At 60.5% G+C, this 15,734-nt stretch carries 15 protein-coding genes; 7 read left to right on the forward strand and 8 right to left on the reverse strand.

All coding sequences use genetic code 11. The annotated features are described in order from the left end of the window. Window positions 1–7 precede the first annotated feature (7 nt). The 3 genes from JSS95_14635 to JSS95_14645 form a co-directional block, all read right to left on the reverse strand. Window positions 8–1,492 (reverse strand): murein biosynthesis integral membrane protein MurJ, encoded by a 1,485-nt coding sequence (locus JSS95_14635; GenBank protein ID MBS1801048.1) that lies wholly within the window; start codon window positions 1,490–1,492, stop codon window positions 8–10. Between the two features lie 170 nt (window positions 1,493–1,662). Next, on the reverse strand, window positions 1,663–2,016 hold the full coding sequence (locus JSS95_14640; GenBank protein MBS1801049.1) for a hypothetical protein: 354 nt from the start codon (window positions 2,014–2,016) through the stop codon (window positions 1,663–1,665). Between the two features lie 3 nt (window positions 2,017–2,019). Then, entirely contained in the window at window positions 2,020–2,559 is a 540-nt protein-coding gene (locus JSS95_14645) for a MerR family transcriptional regulator (protein ID MBS1801050.1), read from the reverse strand. Between the two features lie 251 nt (window positions 2,560–2,810). On the opposite strand from JSS95_14645, the gene JSS95_14650 reads away from it, so the two are divergent. The 5 genes from JSS95_14650 to JSS95_14670 all read left to right on the forward strand — a co-directional run bounded on the left by JSS95_14650 (window position 2,811) and on the right by JSS95_14670 (window position 7,085). Beyond that, a complete protein-coding gene (locus JSS95_14650) occupies window positions 2,811–3,428 on the forward strand; it encodes a hypothetical protein (protein ID MBS1801051.1) in 618 nt (205 codons plus the stop codon). 45 nt (window positions 3,429–3,473) lie between these two features. Next, entirely contained in the window at window positions 3,474–4,139 is a 666-nt protein-coding gene (locus JSS95_14655; protein ID MBS1801052.1) for a hypothetical protein, read from the forward strand. Window positions 4,140–4,269: 130 nt separating this feature from the next. After that, complete coding sequence (gene pyrR, locus JSS95_14660; GenBank protein ID MBS1801053.1) at window positions 4,270–4,791, forward strand: bifunctional pyr operon transcriptional regulator/uracil phosphoribosyltransferase PyrR; 522 nt, start codon at window positions 4,270–4,272, stop codon at window positions 4,789–4,791. 6 nt (window positions 4,792–4,797) lie between these two features. Beyond that, a complete protein-coding gene (locus JSS95_14665) occupies window positions 4,798–5,784 on the forward strand; it encodes an aspartate carbamoyltransferase catalytic subunit (protein ID MBS1801054.1) in 987 nt (328 codons plus the stop codon). After that, complete coding sequence (locus JSS95_14670; protein ID MBS1801055.1) at window positions 5,781–7,085, forward strand: dihydroorotase; 1,305 nt, start codon at window positions 5,781–5,783, stop codon at window positions 7,083–7,085. Before JSS95_14665 ends, JSS95_14670 begins: the two co-directional genes overlap by 4 nt. Before the next feature lie 2 nt (window positions 7,086–7,087). On the opposite strand, the gene JSS95_14675 is transcribed toward JSS95_14670, so the two are convergent. After that, window positions 7,088–7,495, reverse strand: coding sequence for a helix-turn-helix transcriptional regulator (locus tag JSS95_14675; GenBank protein MBS1801056.1), 408 nt, complete (start codon window positions 7,493–7,495; stop codon window positions 7,088–7,090). A 243-nt stretch (window positions 7,496–7,738) separates the two neighbouring features. On the opposite strand from JSS95_14675, the gene JSS95_14680 reads away from it, so the two are divergent. Further along, window positions 7,739–11,116: a TonB-dependent receptor gene (locus tag JSS95_14680; GenBank protein MBS1801057.1), complete on the forward strand. Its 3,378-nt coding sequence runs from the start codon at window positions 7,739–7,741 to the stop codon at window positions 11,114–11,116. A 132-nt stretch (window positions 11,117–11,248) separates the two neighbouring features. Here JSS95_14680 and JSS95_14685 read toward each other — a convergent pair whose 3' ends face one another. Both JSS95_14685 and JSS95_14690 read right to left on the reverse strand, forming a co-directional pair. Further along, the gene (locus JSS95_14685; protein MBS1801058.1) at window positions 11,249–12,076 is read right to left on the reverse strand and encodes a hypothetical protein; all 828 of its coding nucleotides are present in this window, start codon (window positions 12,074–12,076) and stop codon (window positions 11,249–11,251) included. A gap of 73 nt (window positions 12,077–12,149) precedes the next feature. Further along, the gene (locus JSS95_14690; protein MBS1801059.1) at window positions 12,150–13,367 is read right to left on the reverse strand and encodes a glycine C-acetyltransferase; all 1,218 of its coding nucleotides are present in this window, start codon (window positions 13,365–13,367) and stop codon (window positions 12,150–12,152) included. A gap of 163 nt (window positions 13,368–13,530) precedes the next feature. On the opposite strand from JSS95_14690, the gene JSS95_14695 reads away from it, so the two are divergent. Beyond that, window positions 13,531–14,433 (forward strand): hypothetical protein, encoded by a 903-nt coding sequence (locus tag JSS95_14695; protein ID MBS1801060.1) that lies wholly within the window; start codon window positions 13,531–13,533, stop codon window positions 14,431–14,433. 286 nt (window positions 14,434–14,719) lie between these two features. On the opposite strand, the gene JSS95_14700 is transcribed toward JSS95_14695, so the two are convergent. After that, the gene (locus JSS95_14700; GenBank protein MBS1801061.1) at window positions 14,720–15,214 is read right to left on the reverse strand and encodes an iron-sulfur cluster assembly accessory protein; all 495 of its coding nucleotides are present in this window, start codon (window positions 15,212–15,214) and stop codon (window positions 14,720–14,722) included. A gap of 88 nt (window positions 15,215–15,302) precedes the next feature. After that, window positions 15,303–15,722 carry a Fe-S cluster assembly scaffold IscU gene (iscU, locus tag JSS95_14705; protein MBS1801062.1) on the reverse strand — a complete coding sequence of 140 codons (420 nt, stop codon included), beginning with the start codon at window positions 15,720–15,722 and terminating at the stop codon, window positions 15,303–15,305. Window positions 15,723–15,734 lie beyond the last annotated feature (12 nt).

Consider the following 15,734-nt stretch of genomic DNA (forward strand, 5'->3'; position numbering starts at 1 on the left):
TTATGCACTAAAGGCGCGCGCGAAGTTGCTGCAGCAGATGAGACCCGGTAAGACGCAGCACCAGCGCGGCAAGCGAAGCCCAGACCAGCGTGCCTGCGGCAATCTGAACAAGATCGGCAGAATGACTATGAGACAGGTGGATGGCCTGTGTCACGCCCCATGCTCCCGCTAAAGCAATACACGCCGCCACAAGTGCACGGCTGAGTTCTCCGCCCTCAAGGCCAGAGAGTCGAACGAGCTTTCTTCGATGCAATAGTGTGGCGAGGGTCAGGGTCTGGATGACGATGCCGATATCGGAGGCGATGGTTAGTCCTATGAGACCGCTGTTGCGGAACAGAATGCTGTAAACGGGGATTGAGAGAAGGGTGATGATCCATCCTGCCGTCGCGGGAGTTACCGTATTTTCGGCGGCATAGAACCCGCGCGCATAGATTCCCTGCGCGGCCCAGAAGGCGATCGACAGCGCGAAGACGGTGAAGTAGATCGCGGTGTCGTGAGCGTCCTGCGGCGTAAACGAGCCTCCGCGAAAGAGGTCGACGATCGGAGCGGCCAGGCCAATCATCCACGCCCCCAGCAGGAGCGAAGCGGCAATCACTCGTGAGACCGCCCGGTTGACCGCGTCAGCAAACTCCACATGCCGGTTCTGGCTAAAGAGCGAAGAGAAGAACGGAAGCGATGCCGCGCCCGCCGCCTGGCCGAGGATTCCCATGGGCGCGATAAAAAGTGTCTTGGCCACCATAAGGCGCGTGATTCCACCCGCATCGTTGGAAGCAAAGTAGCTGAGTATCCATTTATCGGCCGTCACGAGCGAGACACCAATCATCAGGGGAAACGTAAGCCGCAGCCACTCCAGAAAGGCCGGGTGGCGGATGTTGAGGATGGGGTAATAGCGCAGACCATCGCGCATTGCTCCAAAAGCAGTCAGGAGCGCGGGGCCCAGAATCACTCCCGCGAGAACACCGATGGCAAGCGAGTAAATCCCGAGCCGTTGGTGCAAAAAAACAGCTCCGAGGATGATGCCGAGGTTATAGATGAGCGGCGTGATGGCCTGGTAGATGAAGATCTTTCTGACAAGAAGACGCGAACCGATCACTCCGCCGATAAAAAAGAAAAGCTGTGCAGGCAGCAGGATGCGCGTCAGCGAGGTACAAAGGGCAGCCTCGCGGGGAGCGAAACCGCGAAAGGCTACGCGCGTATAAAGCGGCGCGAATATCTCGGCCAAAACAATGCCCGCGCTCAGCACAACGATCATGGCGTTCAGCACAATGGAGAGCGCCCGGTCGCCGCCCTCCTCATCGCCCTGCGCGCGATAGCGGTTGAGGATGGTGACGAGCGAGATCGAAGCGACGCCGCCTACAAGAAAATAGGCCACCATGTCGGGGAGCTGAAAGGCGGCGTTATAGGCGTCCGTCTCCGGGCCGGCTCCGAAGATGTAGTTGATGTACTTGGTGCGCACCAGGCCAAGAACGCCGGAAAACAACGTCGAAAGCATCAGCAGAACGGTTGCGGAAAACGCGCTGTGCGATGCCGAAGGGCGCAGGAAGGCAAGCGGGTTGCGGGAATTCTGCTTCGGGATGGACTCTTCGCCTGCGCTCACGTCGATAACGCCATTCTATCGGCGGGGCCGATACCGGCGGGATAGCACGGCGTATTCGTCTGCCATCACTTCTCCGGCACCGATTTCTTGTCGTCCGGGTCGAGGACCATCCGTTCAGCAGGCTCGGTCCAATTCTTTTCCGAGGAGCTGCTGCGCCTGCGGCGTCCGTGGCTGGTGCTTGAAGAAAACGAAAGCGCCGCCACCGTGAAGCTGACAAGCTGACGCCGCGCGCAGCGCAGACACCGGACCGGATAGCGCATGAACAGTATCTGGCGCAGATCGTACTGGCGAAGACGCGACCGGCGAAGCTCCTCTCCCTGGCAGAACTGGCAACGGATAGGAACGGCGATGCGAGGCGGGAGCAGCGCACCCTGCCCTCCCGGTTCGCGGCGGCTGCGGTTCTTTGGAGGAGGAGGCATTGTTTAGCCGCGCGGCGCGGCAGGTCCCGGCGGCATATCGAAGAGCTTGTCCGTCGCCGGTCTGCGATTGGCAGCGTTCGCGCGCGCAGAGGTCGTACGCGGCGAGCGAATGCTCTGCAACGTGCGCGCGGGCGGATTGGAAAGATGTGCAAGCAGGTCGCGGAGATCTTTCTGCAGACGTTTGAGCTGAGGCACATGCGCCGAAGGCGAGTGGGCCTCCATGCCAAGCGGGAGCTGCGAGGGGGCCTTCGAGCGGTGCTCAATCTTGATCACCTGGCGCGCGCCAGGAATGGTGTATCCCTCGTCGTAGAGCAGCGATTTGATATGCAGCACCGCCTCAACATCGCGGCGCCGGTAGAGCCGCTGGCCCGTGCCACCCTTGTGCGGCTTCAATTGCGGAAACTCACTCTCCCAAAAGCGCAGGACGTAGGCCGGCACATCGCACAGGCGTGAGACTTCGCCGATGCGGAAGTAGAGCTTGTCCGGAATTTCCGACGCGCCGGGTGGTTGGGTGTTTTTGCGAATTGGCTGGTGCTGCGCCATGCCAAAAGCTCCAGGGGGCTGACTGGACCCTGCCGTCAGTATAGAGCAACCCGTCAATTCAAGCGATGCAGTATCTGATTGAAAATACTTTGACCGGTGGTTCCTTCGCCCATCGGGAGAAGGTGAGCTTTTCCTCCCCCTGAGGCCGCGTTTGTGATGAAATGGCAGGCACGCCACAAACGATAGTAACGCAGAAGGAACTCCCGGACCGGATGAAGCGTAGTGTCTTCCGGATGGAAAGGTTGAGTGACATGGGCACGAAGCAAAAGCTACTGGCAACCGTCGTCCTGGCCACCGCCGCGATCAGCGGCTGTCGCGTGGAAAAGCACAAGAACGGCGACAACAAGGATGTAAGCGTTGCCACGCCATTCGGCGGCGTCAAGGTAAAGACCAATGATGCCGCGGGAGTCGAGGGTATTGGCCTGCCCGTCTACCCCGGCGCCGAGTTGGTCAAAAAGAAGGACAAGGACAACGGCTCCGCAGACGTCAACCTGAGCTTCGGCAAGTTCCAGTTGCGCGTCAAAGCGGCAAGCTACAGGACCCCCGACACGCCGGAGCAGGTAAACTCGTTTTATCGCGACGCCCTGAAGCAATATGGCTCGGTCATTCAGTGCAACCACGACCAGCCGGTTGGAACGCCCACTCGAACGGAAGAGGGTCTCACCTGTTCCGAGAACGACAAGAAGCACATCGATGTCGATACAGGATCATCGACCTCAGGCAAGATCGAACTGAAGGCTGGATCGAAGCAGCATCAGCACATCGTCGCCATCGAACCGGAGAACTCCGGGACGAAGTTTGGCCTGGTTGCGCTCGATCTTCCCATCGGCCTTTCAGGCGGAAACAGCGATCCTGACGCGCGGCAATAAGTCCGCGCGCTTGCCCGCGGGTTTCCACTGGGATAGCTTTTAGCTATGCACGAGTATTGCCACCGATGCGGAGGTGCGCTTGCCACCGGCGACGGTGCCTCGTCCTTCTGCCCGCACTGCGGAGCGCCTCAGCTCTATCTGCCTGACCACTCCGTCTCTGAGACGGACGAGGCTGAAGGATCGACCGGAGTCCTGCCTCCTCCCCGGCCACGTAAGGTGGAATGGAAGACCGCGATTCTGTGCGTTGGAGCGGTCGCCCTGGTGGCCGCACTCCTGAGCGTCGTCTCCGCCCGCGTGCCTGCCCTGATCGCCATCAACTGGCTCTGGATACTGTGCGGCGCCGCAATCGCCCTGGGGATCTACCAAAGGCGCAGGCCACAAGCGTGGATGGACGCCGGTATCGGTGCTCGAATCGGCGCCGTCGCCGGACTGGGCCTCGTTGCTTCCATTGCCGTCTCCATGGCCGCCGTGGGTCTGATAGCGCGTTTTGTCCTGCACTCCATGGCCGGCTTCGACGCCGACCTGCATGCACAGATCGAAAAGGCCCTCGCCGCCAACCCGCAGCCCGCGGAGGTGATGCGCTATATCAAGTTGCCGGAGTTCCGCGCCGGAATCATGCTCGGCGGCTTTGCCATGATGGCCGGTTTCATCATGCTGACCTCAACCATCGGCGGCGCGCTGAGCGGGATGGTCAGGACCAGACGTCCCTGAGACGAACGAAGATCGAACGGAACGATCGCCCAGCAGGACTTAAATACTGTGGCGGCTGATATCATCAAGCGAACCGTTTATGAGCCAGGAAACCGCAAACAAGCCTCAGATTCGCGAAAAGGGCCGGCTGATGTCGGCCTCGGAGATTGAGAGGACCCTGGTGCGCCTGGCGCACGAGGTCGTCGAAAAAAACAACGGTGGTGAAAACCTCGGCCTCGTTGGCATCAAGCGGCGCGGCGTCCCACTGGCCCGAAGAATCGGCGAGATGATCGCCAACATCGAAAAGCACCCGGTCGAGACTGGCGTGCTGGACATCAGCTTCTACCGCGACGATCTCTCCACCGCCGGTCCACGCCCCACAGTGACGCCCGGCGCTATCGGCTTCGACGTCACCGGACGCGACATCATCCTGATGGACGATGTGCTCTACACCGGCAGGACAATCCGTGCCGCGCTCGACGCCCTCTTCGATCATGGCCGCCCCAGGAGCGTGCAACTGCTTGTGCTGATCGACCGTGGCCATCGTGAGCTTCCCATTGAAGCGACCTTCGTCGGGCGCGCGATCCCGACCTCAAGCCGCGAGATCATCGAGGTCAAGCTGAACGAGGTGGACGGCCAGGAACAGGTGCTGCTGGTCGAGCGGGTGGACTGAAGCTCAATGACTCAAAACGCACGAACCCAGAGTGCACGATACGCCGCCGGCTCCCTGATTGGCATTCGCGATTTATCCGTCGAAGATGTCTCCGCTGTGCTGGGACTGACTGCCCGCCTGCAAACGATGTCCCCGGCAGAACGCTCAGCCATCCTTGCGGGCCGCCGCATTGCGCTGCTCTTCTACGAGTCGAGCACGCGAACACGCACCTCGTTCGAGTTGGCGGCAAAGTCTCTCGGAGCAACGACCACTCTGGTCAGCGACAAGTCGTCTTCCATCGAAAAGGGTGAGAGCCTGAAAGATACCGGCCTGACGCTGCGTGCGCTTGGCGCGGAGTGCATCATCCTGCGGCACCCTGCCTCCGGCGCGCCCTCTGTCCTGGCGCGAGAGACAGGCATTCCCGTGCTCAATGCGGGCGATGGCATGCACGAGCATCCCTCGCAGGCGCTGCTCGACCTGAGGACGATCCTCACCCGCCTGCACGGCGAGTCCGGTGCAACGGCAGCATCTGCAACGTCGCTTCAAGGTGTGACCGTCGTCATCACCGGCGACATCCTGCACAGCCGCGTTGCCCGCTCCAATGCCCTGCTGCTGCCGAGACTCGGGGCGCGCGTGATCCTCTGCGGCCCTGAAAAGCTCCTTCCCAAAGAAGCGCTGGGGCTCGGCCCTGGAGTTGAGATCGAGCGCGACTTCGACCGCGCACTGAAGCAGTCGCAGGTCGCCATGATGCTGCGCATCCAGAAGGAGCGGCTCGCCGGGCTGGAGCTAGACCTTGCCGACTACATTGAACGCTATCAACTGAATACCGAGCGGCAGGCTGCCTCGGCCTCTCAAGCCCTGGTGATGCACCCGGGGCCCATGATTCGCGGGCTTGAGATTACAGGCGACGTCGCTGACGGTCCAAAGTCGGCCATTGAAGAGCAGGTCGCGCACGGGCTGGCGGTGCGCTCCGCGCTGCTGGTGCGCGCGCTCGACAAGAGTGTAACCGTATGAGTGACATACTTATTTTGAATGGACGGCTGGTCGACCCGGCCAACAGCATCGACGCCCCACGCGATCTTCTCTTGCGCGATGGCCGCGTAGCCGTTGTTGAGACCCCTGGAACGCTTCGTGGCGTTGAAGCGGCCGAGACCATCGATGCCGCCGGCATGATCGTCGCTCCCGGACTGATCGATGTACACGTTCACCTCCGCGAGCCGGGACAGACCTACAAGGAAACAATCGCCACAGGCACGGCAGCGGCCGCGGCAGGCGGCTTTACGAGCGTCGTCGCCATGCCCAACACTGTTCCGGTCAACGACTCGGTCGCAAAGCTGGAGTGGATGCTTGAGGCCGCGCGCAATCCCGCGGTCAAGCTGTTCGCCATGCCCGCCGCAACGATCGGCAGCATGGGCGTCGAGCTGACCGACTTCGACGCCCTGCGCAAGGCCGGCGCTGTCGGCTTCACCGACGACGGCAAGCCCGTACTTGAAGACCACGTCATGCGAGCGGCGCTGGTCGCTGCCGCACGCGCTGAAGTGCCGGTCTCGCAACACGCCGAAGACACCCGCCTGACAGGTGGATGCAGCATGAACGCCGGCGCCGTCGCATTTCGCCTGGGACTCCGGGGAATGACCGTCGAGGCGGAGAGCAGCATCGTCGAGCGCGACATCAGGCTTCTTCGCGACATCGAGAGCAACGAAAGGCTGCGGCCGCACCTGCACGTCCAGCACGTCTCAACCGCACGCGCTATGGAGGCGATTCGCGCCGCGAAACATGAAGGCCTGCATGTAACCTGCGAAGTCGCCCCGCACCACTTCACCCTTACCGACGAGGCCATCGACGACTACGACACCCACGCCAAGATGAACCCGCCTCTGCGCGTGGAGGCCGACCGTGCTGCCATGGTCGCCGCGCTCGTTGACGGCACTGCGGATTGCATCGCGACCGACCATGCGCCGCACGCCGCGCACGAGAAAGAGCAGGAGTTCGAGCGCGCGCCGAACGGCATCACCGGGCTCGAGACTGCTCTCGGCCTTGCCTTGCGCGTGCTGCATCGCGGACAGGGACTCTCGCTCTCTCGCATCGTCTCGCTGATGAGCGCCAGCCCCGCGCGGATCGTCTCGCTCGCAGGCAGAGGCGCGCTCACAGCCGGGCACATCGCCGACATCGTCATCTTCGACCCCGGCGCCGCATGGACATACGATGCGAAGACGACGCGGTCAAAGTCGCGCAATACTCCCTTCGATGGCGCGGAGATGCTGGGCCGCGTGAAGACAACTATCTGCGAAGGCCGCATCGTCTATCGCGGCTGAATCTACACGCGGCAGATCATCACCTCGGTCGCCTTCATCAGGGCCGCAGCCGTCTGACCTTTGCGAAGCTGCATCTCGCGCACGGCGTCGGCAGTGATGATGGATGTAATACGCTGGTCGCCAATCGACAGCACGACCTTTGCCAACAGGCCGTTGACCTTCACCTCAACAATCTTGCCGACAAGCTGGTTGCGCCCGCTGACGTTCCTGAAGCGCTCGCGCGACTCCCTCTGCTTCGGCGCCGTCTTCAGCAGCGGCGCAAGCGCAGCGCGTGGAATCAGGTGGTGACCGCCGGGAGTTCTAACGCTCTCCAGCTTGCCCGTCAATATCCACTGCTTGATCGTGGGATAACTCAGCCCGAGTTCCGCCGCGGCCTCGCGCGGCTTGAGGAACGAATCGGATGTAGGAATGAAACACCTCGCGTGCTCTGCCTGGAGCACACGTAGTTTATCCCGGACGCCATATCTGTTCCTTTGAAGGCATCGTGAGCAGAAGAATCCAGGGCCAAAGGCCCGCCAAATAACAGCTGGGGCGAAGTCCAAGGTAAGCGACACCTACAGACGATAAAGGGCTGAAGCCCGTCCTATGGACGAAGGGAAATCGCTCAAATAGACGCATATTTTCGATATTCATTAATCGTGTATTTTCGATATATGCAGTTATTGCAAAAATTTTTGCTTGCCGCGACGGCATCCTTCTGCCTGATACCCTCCCTGCTGCTTGCGCAAAGTGGGAGCGGCGACCTGGCAGGCATGGTGACCGACTCCAGCGGGGCCGGCGTGAGCGGCGCAAAGATCACGATCCAATCCCAATCAACTTTTGGCGTCGCGATCACGACAGAGACAACAACGACAGGCGACTACGCCGCCGCATCGCTGCGCCCGGGGGTCTATACCGTACAGGTGACTGCCCCAGGATTTACCACCGTGCAACGAGCCGGCATCACTATAAAGACAGGGGAGCGGCAGCGCGTCGACATCGCCTTGCAACCCGGCAGCGCCGACCAGACTGTCAATGTCACCGCCGATGCTTCGCTGCTGGCGACTGAATCGGGAGCGCTTACCACAGTAATCGGACGCGACATGATGACAGCGCTCGCCCTGAACGGCCGCAACATGATCTCGTTGACCACGCTCGTGCCCGGAGTCTCTCTCCCCCCAGGAACACTGCTTCCCCGCATCAACGGAGGCCGTCCGCGCACCAACGAATATCTGTACGACGGTGTCGCCGCGCTGCAACCCGAGCCAGGCCAGGTCGCGTTCTTTCCCATCATCGATGACATCGACGAGTTCGCCATCATGTCCAGCGGCATCTCCGCGGAGTTTGGCCGCTTCAATGGCGGCGTCGTCAATGTTGCGACCAAAGCAGGCACCGGCAACCTTCACGGCGTGGTCTACGAGTTTCTGCGCAACGAGGCCATGAACGCGCGCAACTACTTCACGCCAGCCACATCGGCGAAGCCCCTCTTCCGCCGCAACCAGTATGGAGGCGCGCTCGGCGGCCCTCTGCTTCCGCGGCGTCTCTTCTTCTTCACCGGGTATCAGGGCACCAATCAGGCCGTAGGCGTCGTGCGCACCAGCACCGTACCCACGCGCGCGCAGCGCGGAAATCCCGACGCGAACGGCAACCCAACCACCGGCTTCAGCTTCGGCACAACGGCAATCTACGATCCGGCAACAACCGTCCAGACCGGATCAACCTTCACCCGCACGCAGTTTCTCAACAACACGATCCCTCTTAACCGCGTCGACCCCGCGGCGCTTGCCCTGCTCGCGCGCTACCCTCTTCCAACCAGCAGCGCAGCGGCGAACAACTATGTCCGCGTCGGCAACGACGTTGACCATCAGAACCAGTTCGACGTTCGACTCGATGCACAGCTCACGGCCAACGATCACGGCTTTGCCCGGTACACCTACTTCCACGATGTCGAACAGCCTGTAACGCCGCTGCCCGACGGAAGCGGCACCATCACCGGCACTATCCTCTCGACGGGAAACGTCATCGGGCTCTCGCGCACGCTGGGTCAACAGTACGTTGCCAACGAGACGCACAGCTTCAATCCGCGCACCGTCAACGAAGCACGGTTCGGCTACACCCGGCGCGCCCTCAGCCGCAGCGGCGCTCTGCTGCTGGGAACGGCTTCAGCGACACTTGGTATTCCCGGCATTCCGGCCAACGCCGAGTTCAACAACGCTCTTCCCGTATTTGCCATTGCGGGAATCACACAGCTTGGAGCGTCATCCAGTGCCTTCTCGAACTTCTCGACGAACGTGACGCAGGTCTTCGATATGATGACCCGCGTGCAGGGCAGGCATGCCTTGAAGGCAGGCATCGATCTGCGCTGGGAGCACCTCGACGCCGTGCAGCCGCCGAACCCAACCGGCAACTTCGGCTTTTCAACGCTGTTCACCAATCAGGGCGGCGTCACCAGCTCCGGCAACTCGCTCGCAAGCTTTCTGCTTGGCCAGGTCAACACCTTCTCGATCGATCTGCAAAGCAGCACGATACGCCCTCGCGCACACATCGCCGAGTTCTTTCTTCAGGATGACTGGAAGGCAACACCGCGGCTCACCGTGAACGCAGGCCTGCGCTGGACGCTGAACTTTCCCTCGACCGAAACCCATAACCAGGGGGCCGTCTTCAACCTCGCCACACAGCAGTATCAGTATCTCGGCCAGAATGGCTTTTCACGCTCGGCGCGCGAGCTTCACTACGGCAATTTCGGCCCGCGACTCGGCTTCAGCTACATGGTCACGCCGAAGACCGTCGTGCGCTCAAGCTACGGCATCATCTTCATCGAACAGACCGGCATCACAACGCCCTTCACCGCACCGCAGTTTCCCTTTCTCCAGACGGTGCAGCAGTCCTCGCTCGACAGCATCCATCCTGCGTTCGTGCTGTCGAAAGGCCCGTCAGTCGCGCCGATTCCTTTGACTGCCGATGCCGGACTCGGCCAGGGCGTCTTCACCGTCGACCGCAAGCTCGGCTCAGGCTACGTGCAACAGTGGAACCTCACCTTCCAGCGTGAGCTGGCGCGAGACCTCGCCATCGAGCTGGCATACACCGGGTCCGTCATTACGCGCGTCGGCATCCCCGACACAAACCTGAATCAACTCACGGTAGCACAGCTTGCGCAAGGCGCAGCGCTCACGGCGACAACAACCAATCCGTACTATGGACAGATCCCCGCATCTTCGTCGATTGGAGGAAAGACCATCTCCGTCGCGCAGTTGCAGAAGCCTTATCCACGCTTTCTTACCGTGTCGTCCTTCCGAAAAAACACCGGGAGAACGAACTACAACGCTGCGGAGATCAAGCTCGAAAAGCGTACCAGCTACGGTCTTACGGCCCTGCTCAGCTACACGCACTCAAAGCTCATGGACGATGCCTCCTCGGTCTTCGATTCGTCAGTGCTCACCGGGCCTGTGGCAAACTTCCCCGTCGCCGACAGCTTCAACCCATCGCTTGAGCGTGATGTATCGCTCGGAGACATGTCGAATATCACGGCCGGCTCCGTCGTCTACATGCTTCCCATGGGCAAAGGACACCGCATCGCGCAATCAGGCATTCTCGCCTGCCTTCTCGGCGGATGGACTGCCAACGGCATTCTGACGTTGCAGAGTGGAATGCCCTTCGCTGTCGCGCAGGCAACAAACTTCAACGCCTTCGCAGGCTTCGGAACGCAGCGGCCAACGATCAACGGCAACGCAAACCTTCCTGCAAGTCAAAGAACGGTAGCGCACTTCATCAACACCAGCGCGTTCTCAATTACGCCGCAGTTCAAGCTAGGCAACGCCTCGCGCGATCCTGCGCGCGGACCTGCCTACCGCGATCTCGATTTGGGTCTGGCGAAGAATACGCACTTTACCGAGCGGCTGATGCTCGAGCTTCGCGGCGAAGTCTTCAACGTGACAAACACACCTGCCTTCGCTCAACCCAATGCAACGGTAGGCGCGACGAATTTCGGCTCCATCACAGCCACAACCGCAGACCCGCGCGTGGCTCAGGTAGCAGCGAAGCTGCATTTCTAAAGATGTTTTCTGATTGCTGTGCATAGAAAAGACGTCGTCATTCTGAGCCGCGGCGAAGAATCCCTGTATTTTGCTTGTGACTGCCGACACTTTGACTACGCGAGCATTACACCAAACCGCCAGAGATACAGCTTACTTCGTGTGAAAGATCTTATGGTTGATATCGGGCCAAAACTCTTTGAAGGTAAAGTTGGCTGAATCGATGATGACACTCGTGAGCCACTTCTGGCCCACTTTGGTCCAGGTCCGATACTCCTCCGGATAGTAGACCGTAGAAAGTCCCGAGGCCGCGCCCGCACCGACGATCTCCGAGGCGTTGAACCTCCGATTGCCATCATCGTTGCGCGTGATCAGCACTCTGCTCGCGGCATAGAGAGCGCGCTTCTTGAAACCGCCATGACCGAGCGTGTAAAAGCGGTTGTCCTGGTGAAACACCACCGGCCACAATCCCGCCACCATAAAGTTCTCATCGGCAGTGTCCAGCAGCGTGTGATAGTAGTAGCGCCCGTATCCTGCAACTCCCTGGTGAAACTCAGGGTATGAGTCCGAGGCCATATTGATGCCCGACTGAATCGCCGCAATCACGAACGACGAGTAGTCGAAGCTGTTCTTTGCGGCCATGACGAACTTCTCTTTCGGAGTCTGCGGAGCCAACTTCGTGTCCGCGGTCACCGCGCTGAAGTTCGGCATGATGCCGAGAATCCGCTTGGTCTGCTTTGGAGGATCTGCTGGCTGTGCAGCGGCTGGCGTTGCAGATTGCGGTGCGGACGAAGACTGCGATCCGGAAGAAGACGATTGTTGCTGTTGCAGCACAAAATCCGGCGAGTCCGGCAGCGCGGTGGCCGATGCCTCCGCAACCATCTGCTGCGCACCCAGCGACGCTGTCAGGCCCAGCACAAGACACAGGGCAGTTGCGCACAAACCCGCTGCGCTCGAAGTTCGCTGTACATGAGAAGGCATCGATAGATAAGACGCGCTTCCCTCCAGATAGACTCGGTTTCGCGAAAGAATTAATACCGCACTTCGGGAATGGTTAGCCAAGCAGCCCCATCTTCCTCGCGGTCGCAACCAGGGTTTCAAGCGCACGGTCAATCTGTTCGCGGGTATGTTCGCTCGTCATGATGGTCCGAATACGTGCCTTCCCCTCAGGAACCGTAGGGAACGCAATGCCCGTAGCCATCACTCCGGCATCGAAGAGCGCGCGGGAGAACTCCATCGTCTTGCGCCCGTCTCCAATGATGATCGGCGTAATCGGCGTCTCACTCGCGGGTGTTGTTCTTCCGCCAACATCGAACCCTGCACCGGTTAGCTGTTCCTTGAAGTAGCGTGTATTCGACCACAGCCGTTCGATGCGCTCCGGCTCGCTCTCCAGCAAGTCGAAGGCGGCAATGCACGTCGCAGCCACCGACGGAGGATGCGACGTAGAGAACAGAAACGGCCGCGCACGATGGTAGAGGTAGTCGATCAGATCGCGGCTCCCGCACACATACCCGCCCAAAGCGCCGATGGCCTTCGACAGCGTTCCCACCTGCACATCCACCCGCTGCGTGCAGTGGAAGTGATCCACCGAGCCGCGTCCGTTACGCCCCAGAACACCCGAAGCGTGCGCATCGTCGACCATCATGATCGCACCGTACTTGTCGGCGACATCGCACAGCTTGTCGACCGGACCGATATCTCCATCCATCGAAAAGACGCCGTCAGTGATGACCAGTTTTCGCCCCGGCTCGTTCTGTATCTCCTTCAACAGCTCTTCGCAGTGCGCAACATCCTTGTGGCGAAAGACCTTGATCTTCGCTCGCGAGAGACGCGCGCCGTCGATGATGCTGGCGTGATTCAGCTCGTCGGAGAGGATAAAGTCTTCCTTGCCCAGAATGCTCGACACCGTTCCTGCATTCGCCGTAAAGCCCGACTGGAAGACGACGCAGGCCTCTACGCCTTTGAAGGCGGCGATCTTCTCCTCCAGTTCCATGTGAATACGCATGGTGCCTGCGATCGTACGCACCGCTCCCGATCCCACGCCATATCTCTCAGTCGCTACAATCGCCGCCTCACGCAGCTTTGGGTGGTCGCACAGGCCAAGGTAGTTGTTCGACGCAAGGTTGATGACCTTTTTCCCGTCGTAGGTGCAGACAGGGCCTTGCTCGTCTTCCAGAATCCGCAGCTTAAAATAAGTGCCGCGATTCTTCAGATCGTTCAATTGCTCTGTCAGATGAGCAAGTTGCGGGCGTTTCGGAGCGGCTGTGGTCATCCATCCATCCTAAACCTGACGCGCAGATAGGCAGTAATGGGCCTTCCGCAGGCATCTAAACTACACGAAGCAAAGAGAGCCCGACAGTAGGCAAAGCTGACTGTCGAGCTCTTCGGTTACAAACAAAACAGAACTCTGGAACGAAATGAGGCCCGAAAATACCATGAAAACCTCCCCGATTTTGAAGCCGGCGGCCGCACTGGCGCTGGCGTTGGCAATCTTTGTTGGCTGCAAGTCAAAGCAGGACCAGGCCATTGAAGATGCGAAGAAGCAGGCTGCGGCCACAGGACAGGCGCAGCAGGTCATCTCCGTCGACAAGAGCGGCAACACCGTCACCACCACCGTCCAGCCTCCCATCCCCGGACAGAACGGACAGGCTGTAACGACGACAGTAGTGCCTGCATCCGGCACCCCGGCCAACACTCCGGCAGTCGCCGGCGGCCAGGCGCTTCCACCAGCCTCGTCGCAGGCGACGGTGATGGTCAACGGACAGCCTGAGGTGCCATCCGCAACGCCGGTGCCCGGTGGCAATCCTGTCATCGTACCGGCAGACGTAAAGATCCCCGCTGGCACAACGCTGGCAATCCGCATCAACCAGCACCTCAGCGTCAAGACCACTCAGTCGGGTGAGCGCTTCGACGGCGAGATCGCCGAACCGGTCGCCGGCGACAACGGCCGCGTGATCGTCCCAAGGGGGACCCCCGTCGGGGGCGTCGTCGTCGTGTCGCACAAGCGCGGACACTTCAAGGGAGCGTCGATCCTGCAACTGCGGCTAACCTCCATGACGCTCAACGGCACGCGTTACCCGCTTGCGACGAGCAGCATGACGCGCACAAAGAAAGGCAAGGGCAAGCGCTCGGCAGCCTTCATCGGCGGCGGTAGCGGACTCGGCATGTTGATCGGCGGTCTTGCAACCGGCGGCACCGGCCTGCTCATCGGCGGCCTTGCTGGCGCGGGTGCAGGCACCGCTGCTGCTGGCCTGACAGGCAACGGCGACATCGACATCCCGTCGGAATCGATCGTGCGCTTCCGGCTGGCCGATACCCTGCAAGTGCAACCCTCCTGAACCGCGCACCTGACGCAAAAAAGCTCCGGCTCAAAACCGGAGCTTTTCGCGGTTCCATAATCTTATTGCTGTTCCCGAAACTGAGGAGTTGAACCAGTACAGAGACGATAGAGCAGGACTAAACGATGCACCAGGAAATGAAGGAATACGCAAAACTAAGGGAGGCAGCAGTACTGAGGAAACAGGCAGACGAACCAAGGGCCAAAGGCCCGACCACATACCAGCCTGGGCCGAAGACCCGGGAAAAACGCCCCCAACCACCAAAGCGCTGAAGGCGCGACACAAACTATGCCGTGAAGCTCGATCCGCAACCGCAGCTCTTGGTCGAGTTCGGATTGATGAAGTTGAACCCCTGCCGCATCAGTGTCTCTTCAAAGTCCAGCACCATCCCTGCGAGGTAGAGAAAGCTCTTCGGATCGACAAAAACCCGCACAGGCTTGCCGCCTGTGGGATCGCCGGGCGTCTCTACACCTTCGCCAAAGACAAACACGCGGTCCCGCTCACGCGGCTGCGAATCGAACCGAATGGAGTAGCTCAGGCCGGAGCACCCTCCACCCATCACTCCCAGGCGCAGCCCTCCCTGCTCAGGCGAGACACCCTCCTTCGCCATGGCGATGCGGATGCGCTTCAAAGCGTTCTTCGTGATCTCGACCGCTGCCTTGGCGCGCGGCGCCTGCCCCTCAGCCGAAAGCAGCGTCATTCCCGCAAACACATCCTTCGGCTGCTCAGGGACGGCGCTCGCGCCCTGCGGAGTAGTTGGCTGTATGGAAACCATCGACATCGAAAAAAACCTCGAAGTAAAAACGCCCCGTTTCGCATACATGTACGAAGCCGGGGCGCTGAATGTTGTGCGCCTGAGGGCGCTGAGATTAGTGGGCCGCTACGGCAGCCGTCTCGGTCTCGGCAACGCTGTTCTTCTTCTTCCAGTCGCCGATCGCCGCGCGGATAGCGTCCTCCGCCAGTACCGAGCAGTGAATCTTGACCGGCGGCAGAGCAAGCTCCTTGACGATGTCGGTGTTCGAGATCGCCAGGGCCTCAGCCACGGTCTTTCCCTTCACCCACTCTGTCGCGAGCGAGCTGGATGCAATCGCCGAGCCGCAACCGAAGGTCTTGAACTTCGCATCTTCGATCACCTGGGTCTCGGGGTTCACCTTGATCTGGAGACGCATCACGTCGCCGCACTCAGGCGCGCCTACCAGCCCGGTTCCAACCTCAGTCGCGCTCTTGTCCAGAGTGCCGACGTTCCGGGGATTGTTGTAGTGGTCTACGACCTTGTCGCTATATGCCATGATGGGTTCCTC

The sequence above is a fragment of the Acidobacteriota bacterium genome, from assembly GCA_018268895.1.
GTDB lineage: Bacteria > Acidobacteriota > Terriglobia > Terriglobales > Acidobacteriaceae > Edaphobacter.

Excerpts from the sequence above, each read along its gene's own strand:
- JSS95_14635 (MBS1801048.1), bottom strand. The coding sequence starts at position 1,492 with ATGCTTTCGACGTTGTTTTCCGGCGTTCTTGGCCTGGTGCGCACCAAG.
- JSS95_14640 (MBS1801049.1), bottom strand. The coding sequence starts at position 2,016 with ATGCCTCCTCCTCCAAAGAACCGCAGCCGCCGCGAACCGGGAGGGCAG.
- JSS95_14645 (MBS1801050.1), bottom strand. The coding sequence starts at position 2,559 with ATGGCGCAGCACCAGCCAATTCGCAAAAACACCCAACCACCCGGCGCG.
- JSS95_14650 (MBS1801051.1), top strand. The coding sequence starts at position 2,811 with ATGGGCACGAAGCAAAAGCTACTGGCAACCGTCGTCCTGGCCACCGCC.
- JSS95_14655 (MBS1801052.1), top strand. The coding sequence starts at position 3,474 with ATGCACGAGTATTGCCACCGATGCGGAGGTGCGCTTGCCACCGGCGAC.
- pyrR (MBS1801053.1), top strand. The coding sequence starts at position 4,270 with ATGTCGGCCTCGGAGATTGAGAGGACCCTGGTGCGCCTGGCGCACGAG.
- JSS95_14665 (MBS1801054.1), top strand. The coding sequence starts at position 4,798 with ATGACTCAAAACGCACGAACCCAGAGTGCACGATACGCCGCCGGCTCC.
- JSS95_14670 (MBS1801055.1), top strand. The coding sequence starts at position 5,781 with ATGAGTGACATACTTATTTTGAATGGACGGCTGGTCGACCCGGCCAAC.
- JSS95_14680 (MBS1801057.1), top strand. The coding sequence starts at position 7,739 with ATGCAGTTATTGCAAAAATTTTTGCTTGCCGCGACGGCATCCTTCTGC.
- JSS95_14685 (MBS1801058.1), bottom strand. The coding sequence starts at position 12,076 with ATGCCTTCTCATGTACAGCGAACTTCGAGCGCAGCGGGTTTGTGCGCA.
- JSS95_14690 (MBS1801059.1), bottom strand. The coding sequence starts at position 13,367 with ATGACCACAGCCGCTCCGAAACGCCCGCAACTTGCTCATCTGACAGAG.
- JSS95_14695 (MBS1801060.1), top strand. The coding sequence starts at position 13,531 with ATGAAAACCTCCCCGATTTTGAAGCCGGCGGCCGCACTGGCGCTGGCG.
- JSS95_14700 (MBS1801061.1), bottom strand. The coding sequence starts at position 15,214 with ATGTCGATGGTTTCCATACAGCCAACTACTCCGCAGGGCGCGAGCGCC.
- iscU (MBS1801062.1), bottom strand. The coding sequence starts at position 15,722 with ATGGCATATAGCGACAAGGTCGTAGACCACTACAACAATCCCCGGAAC.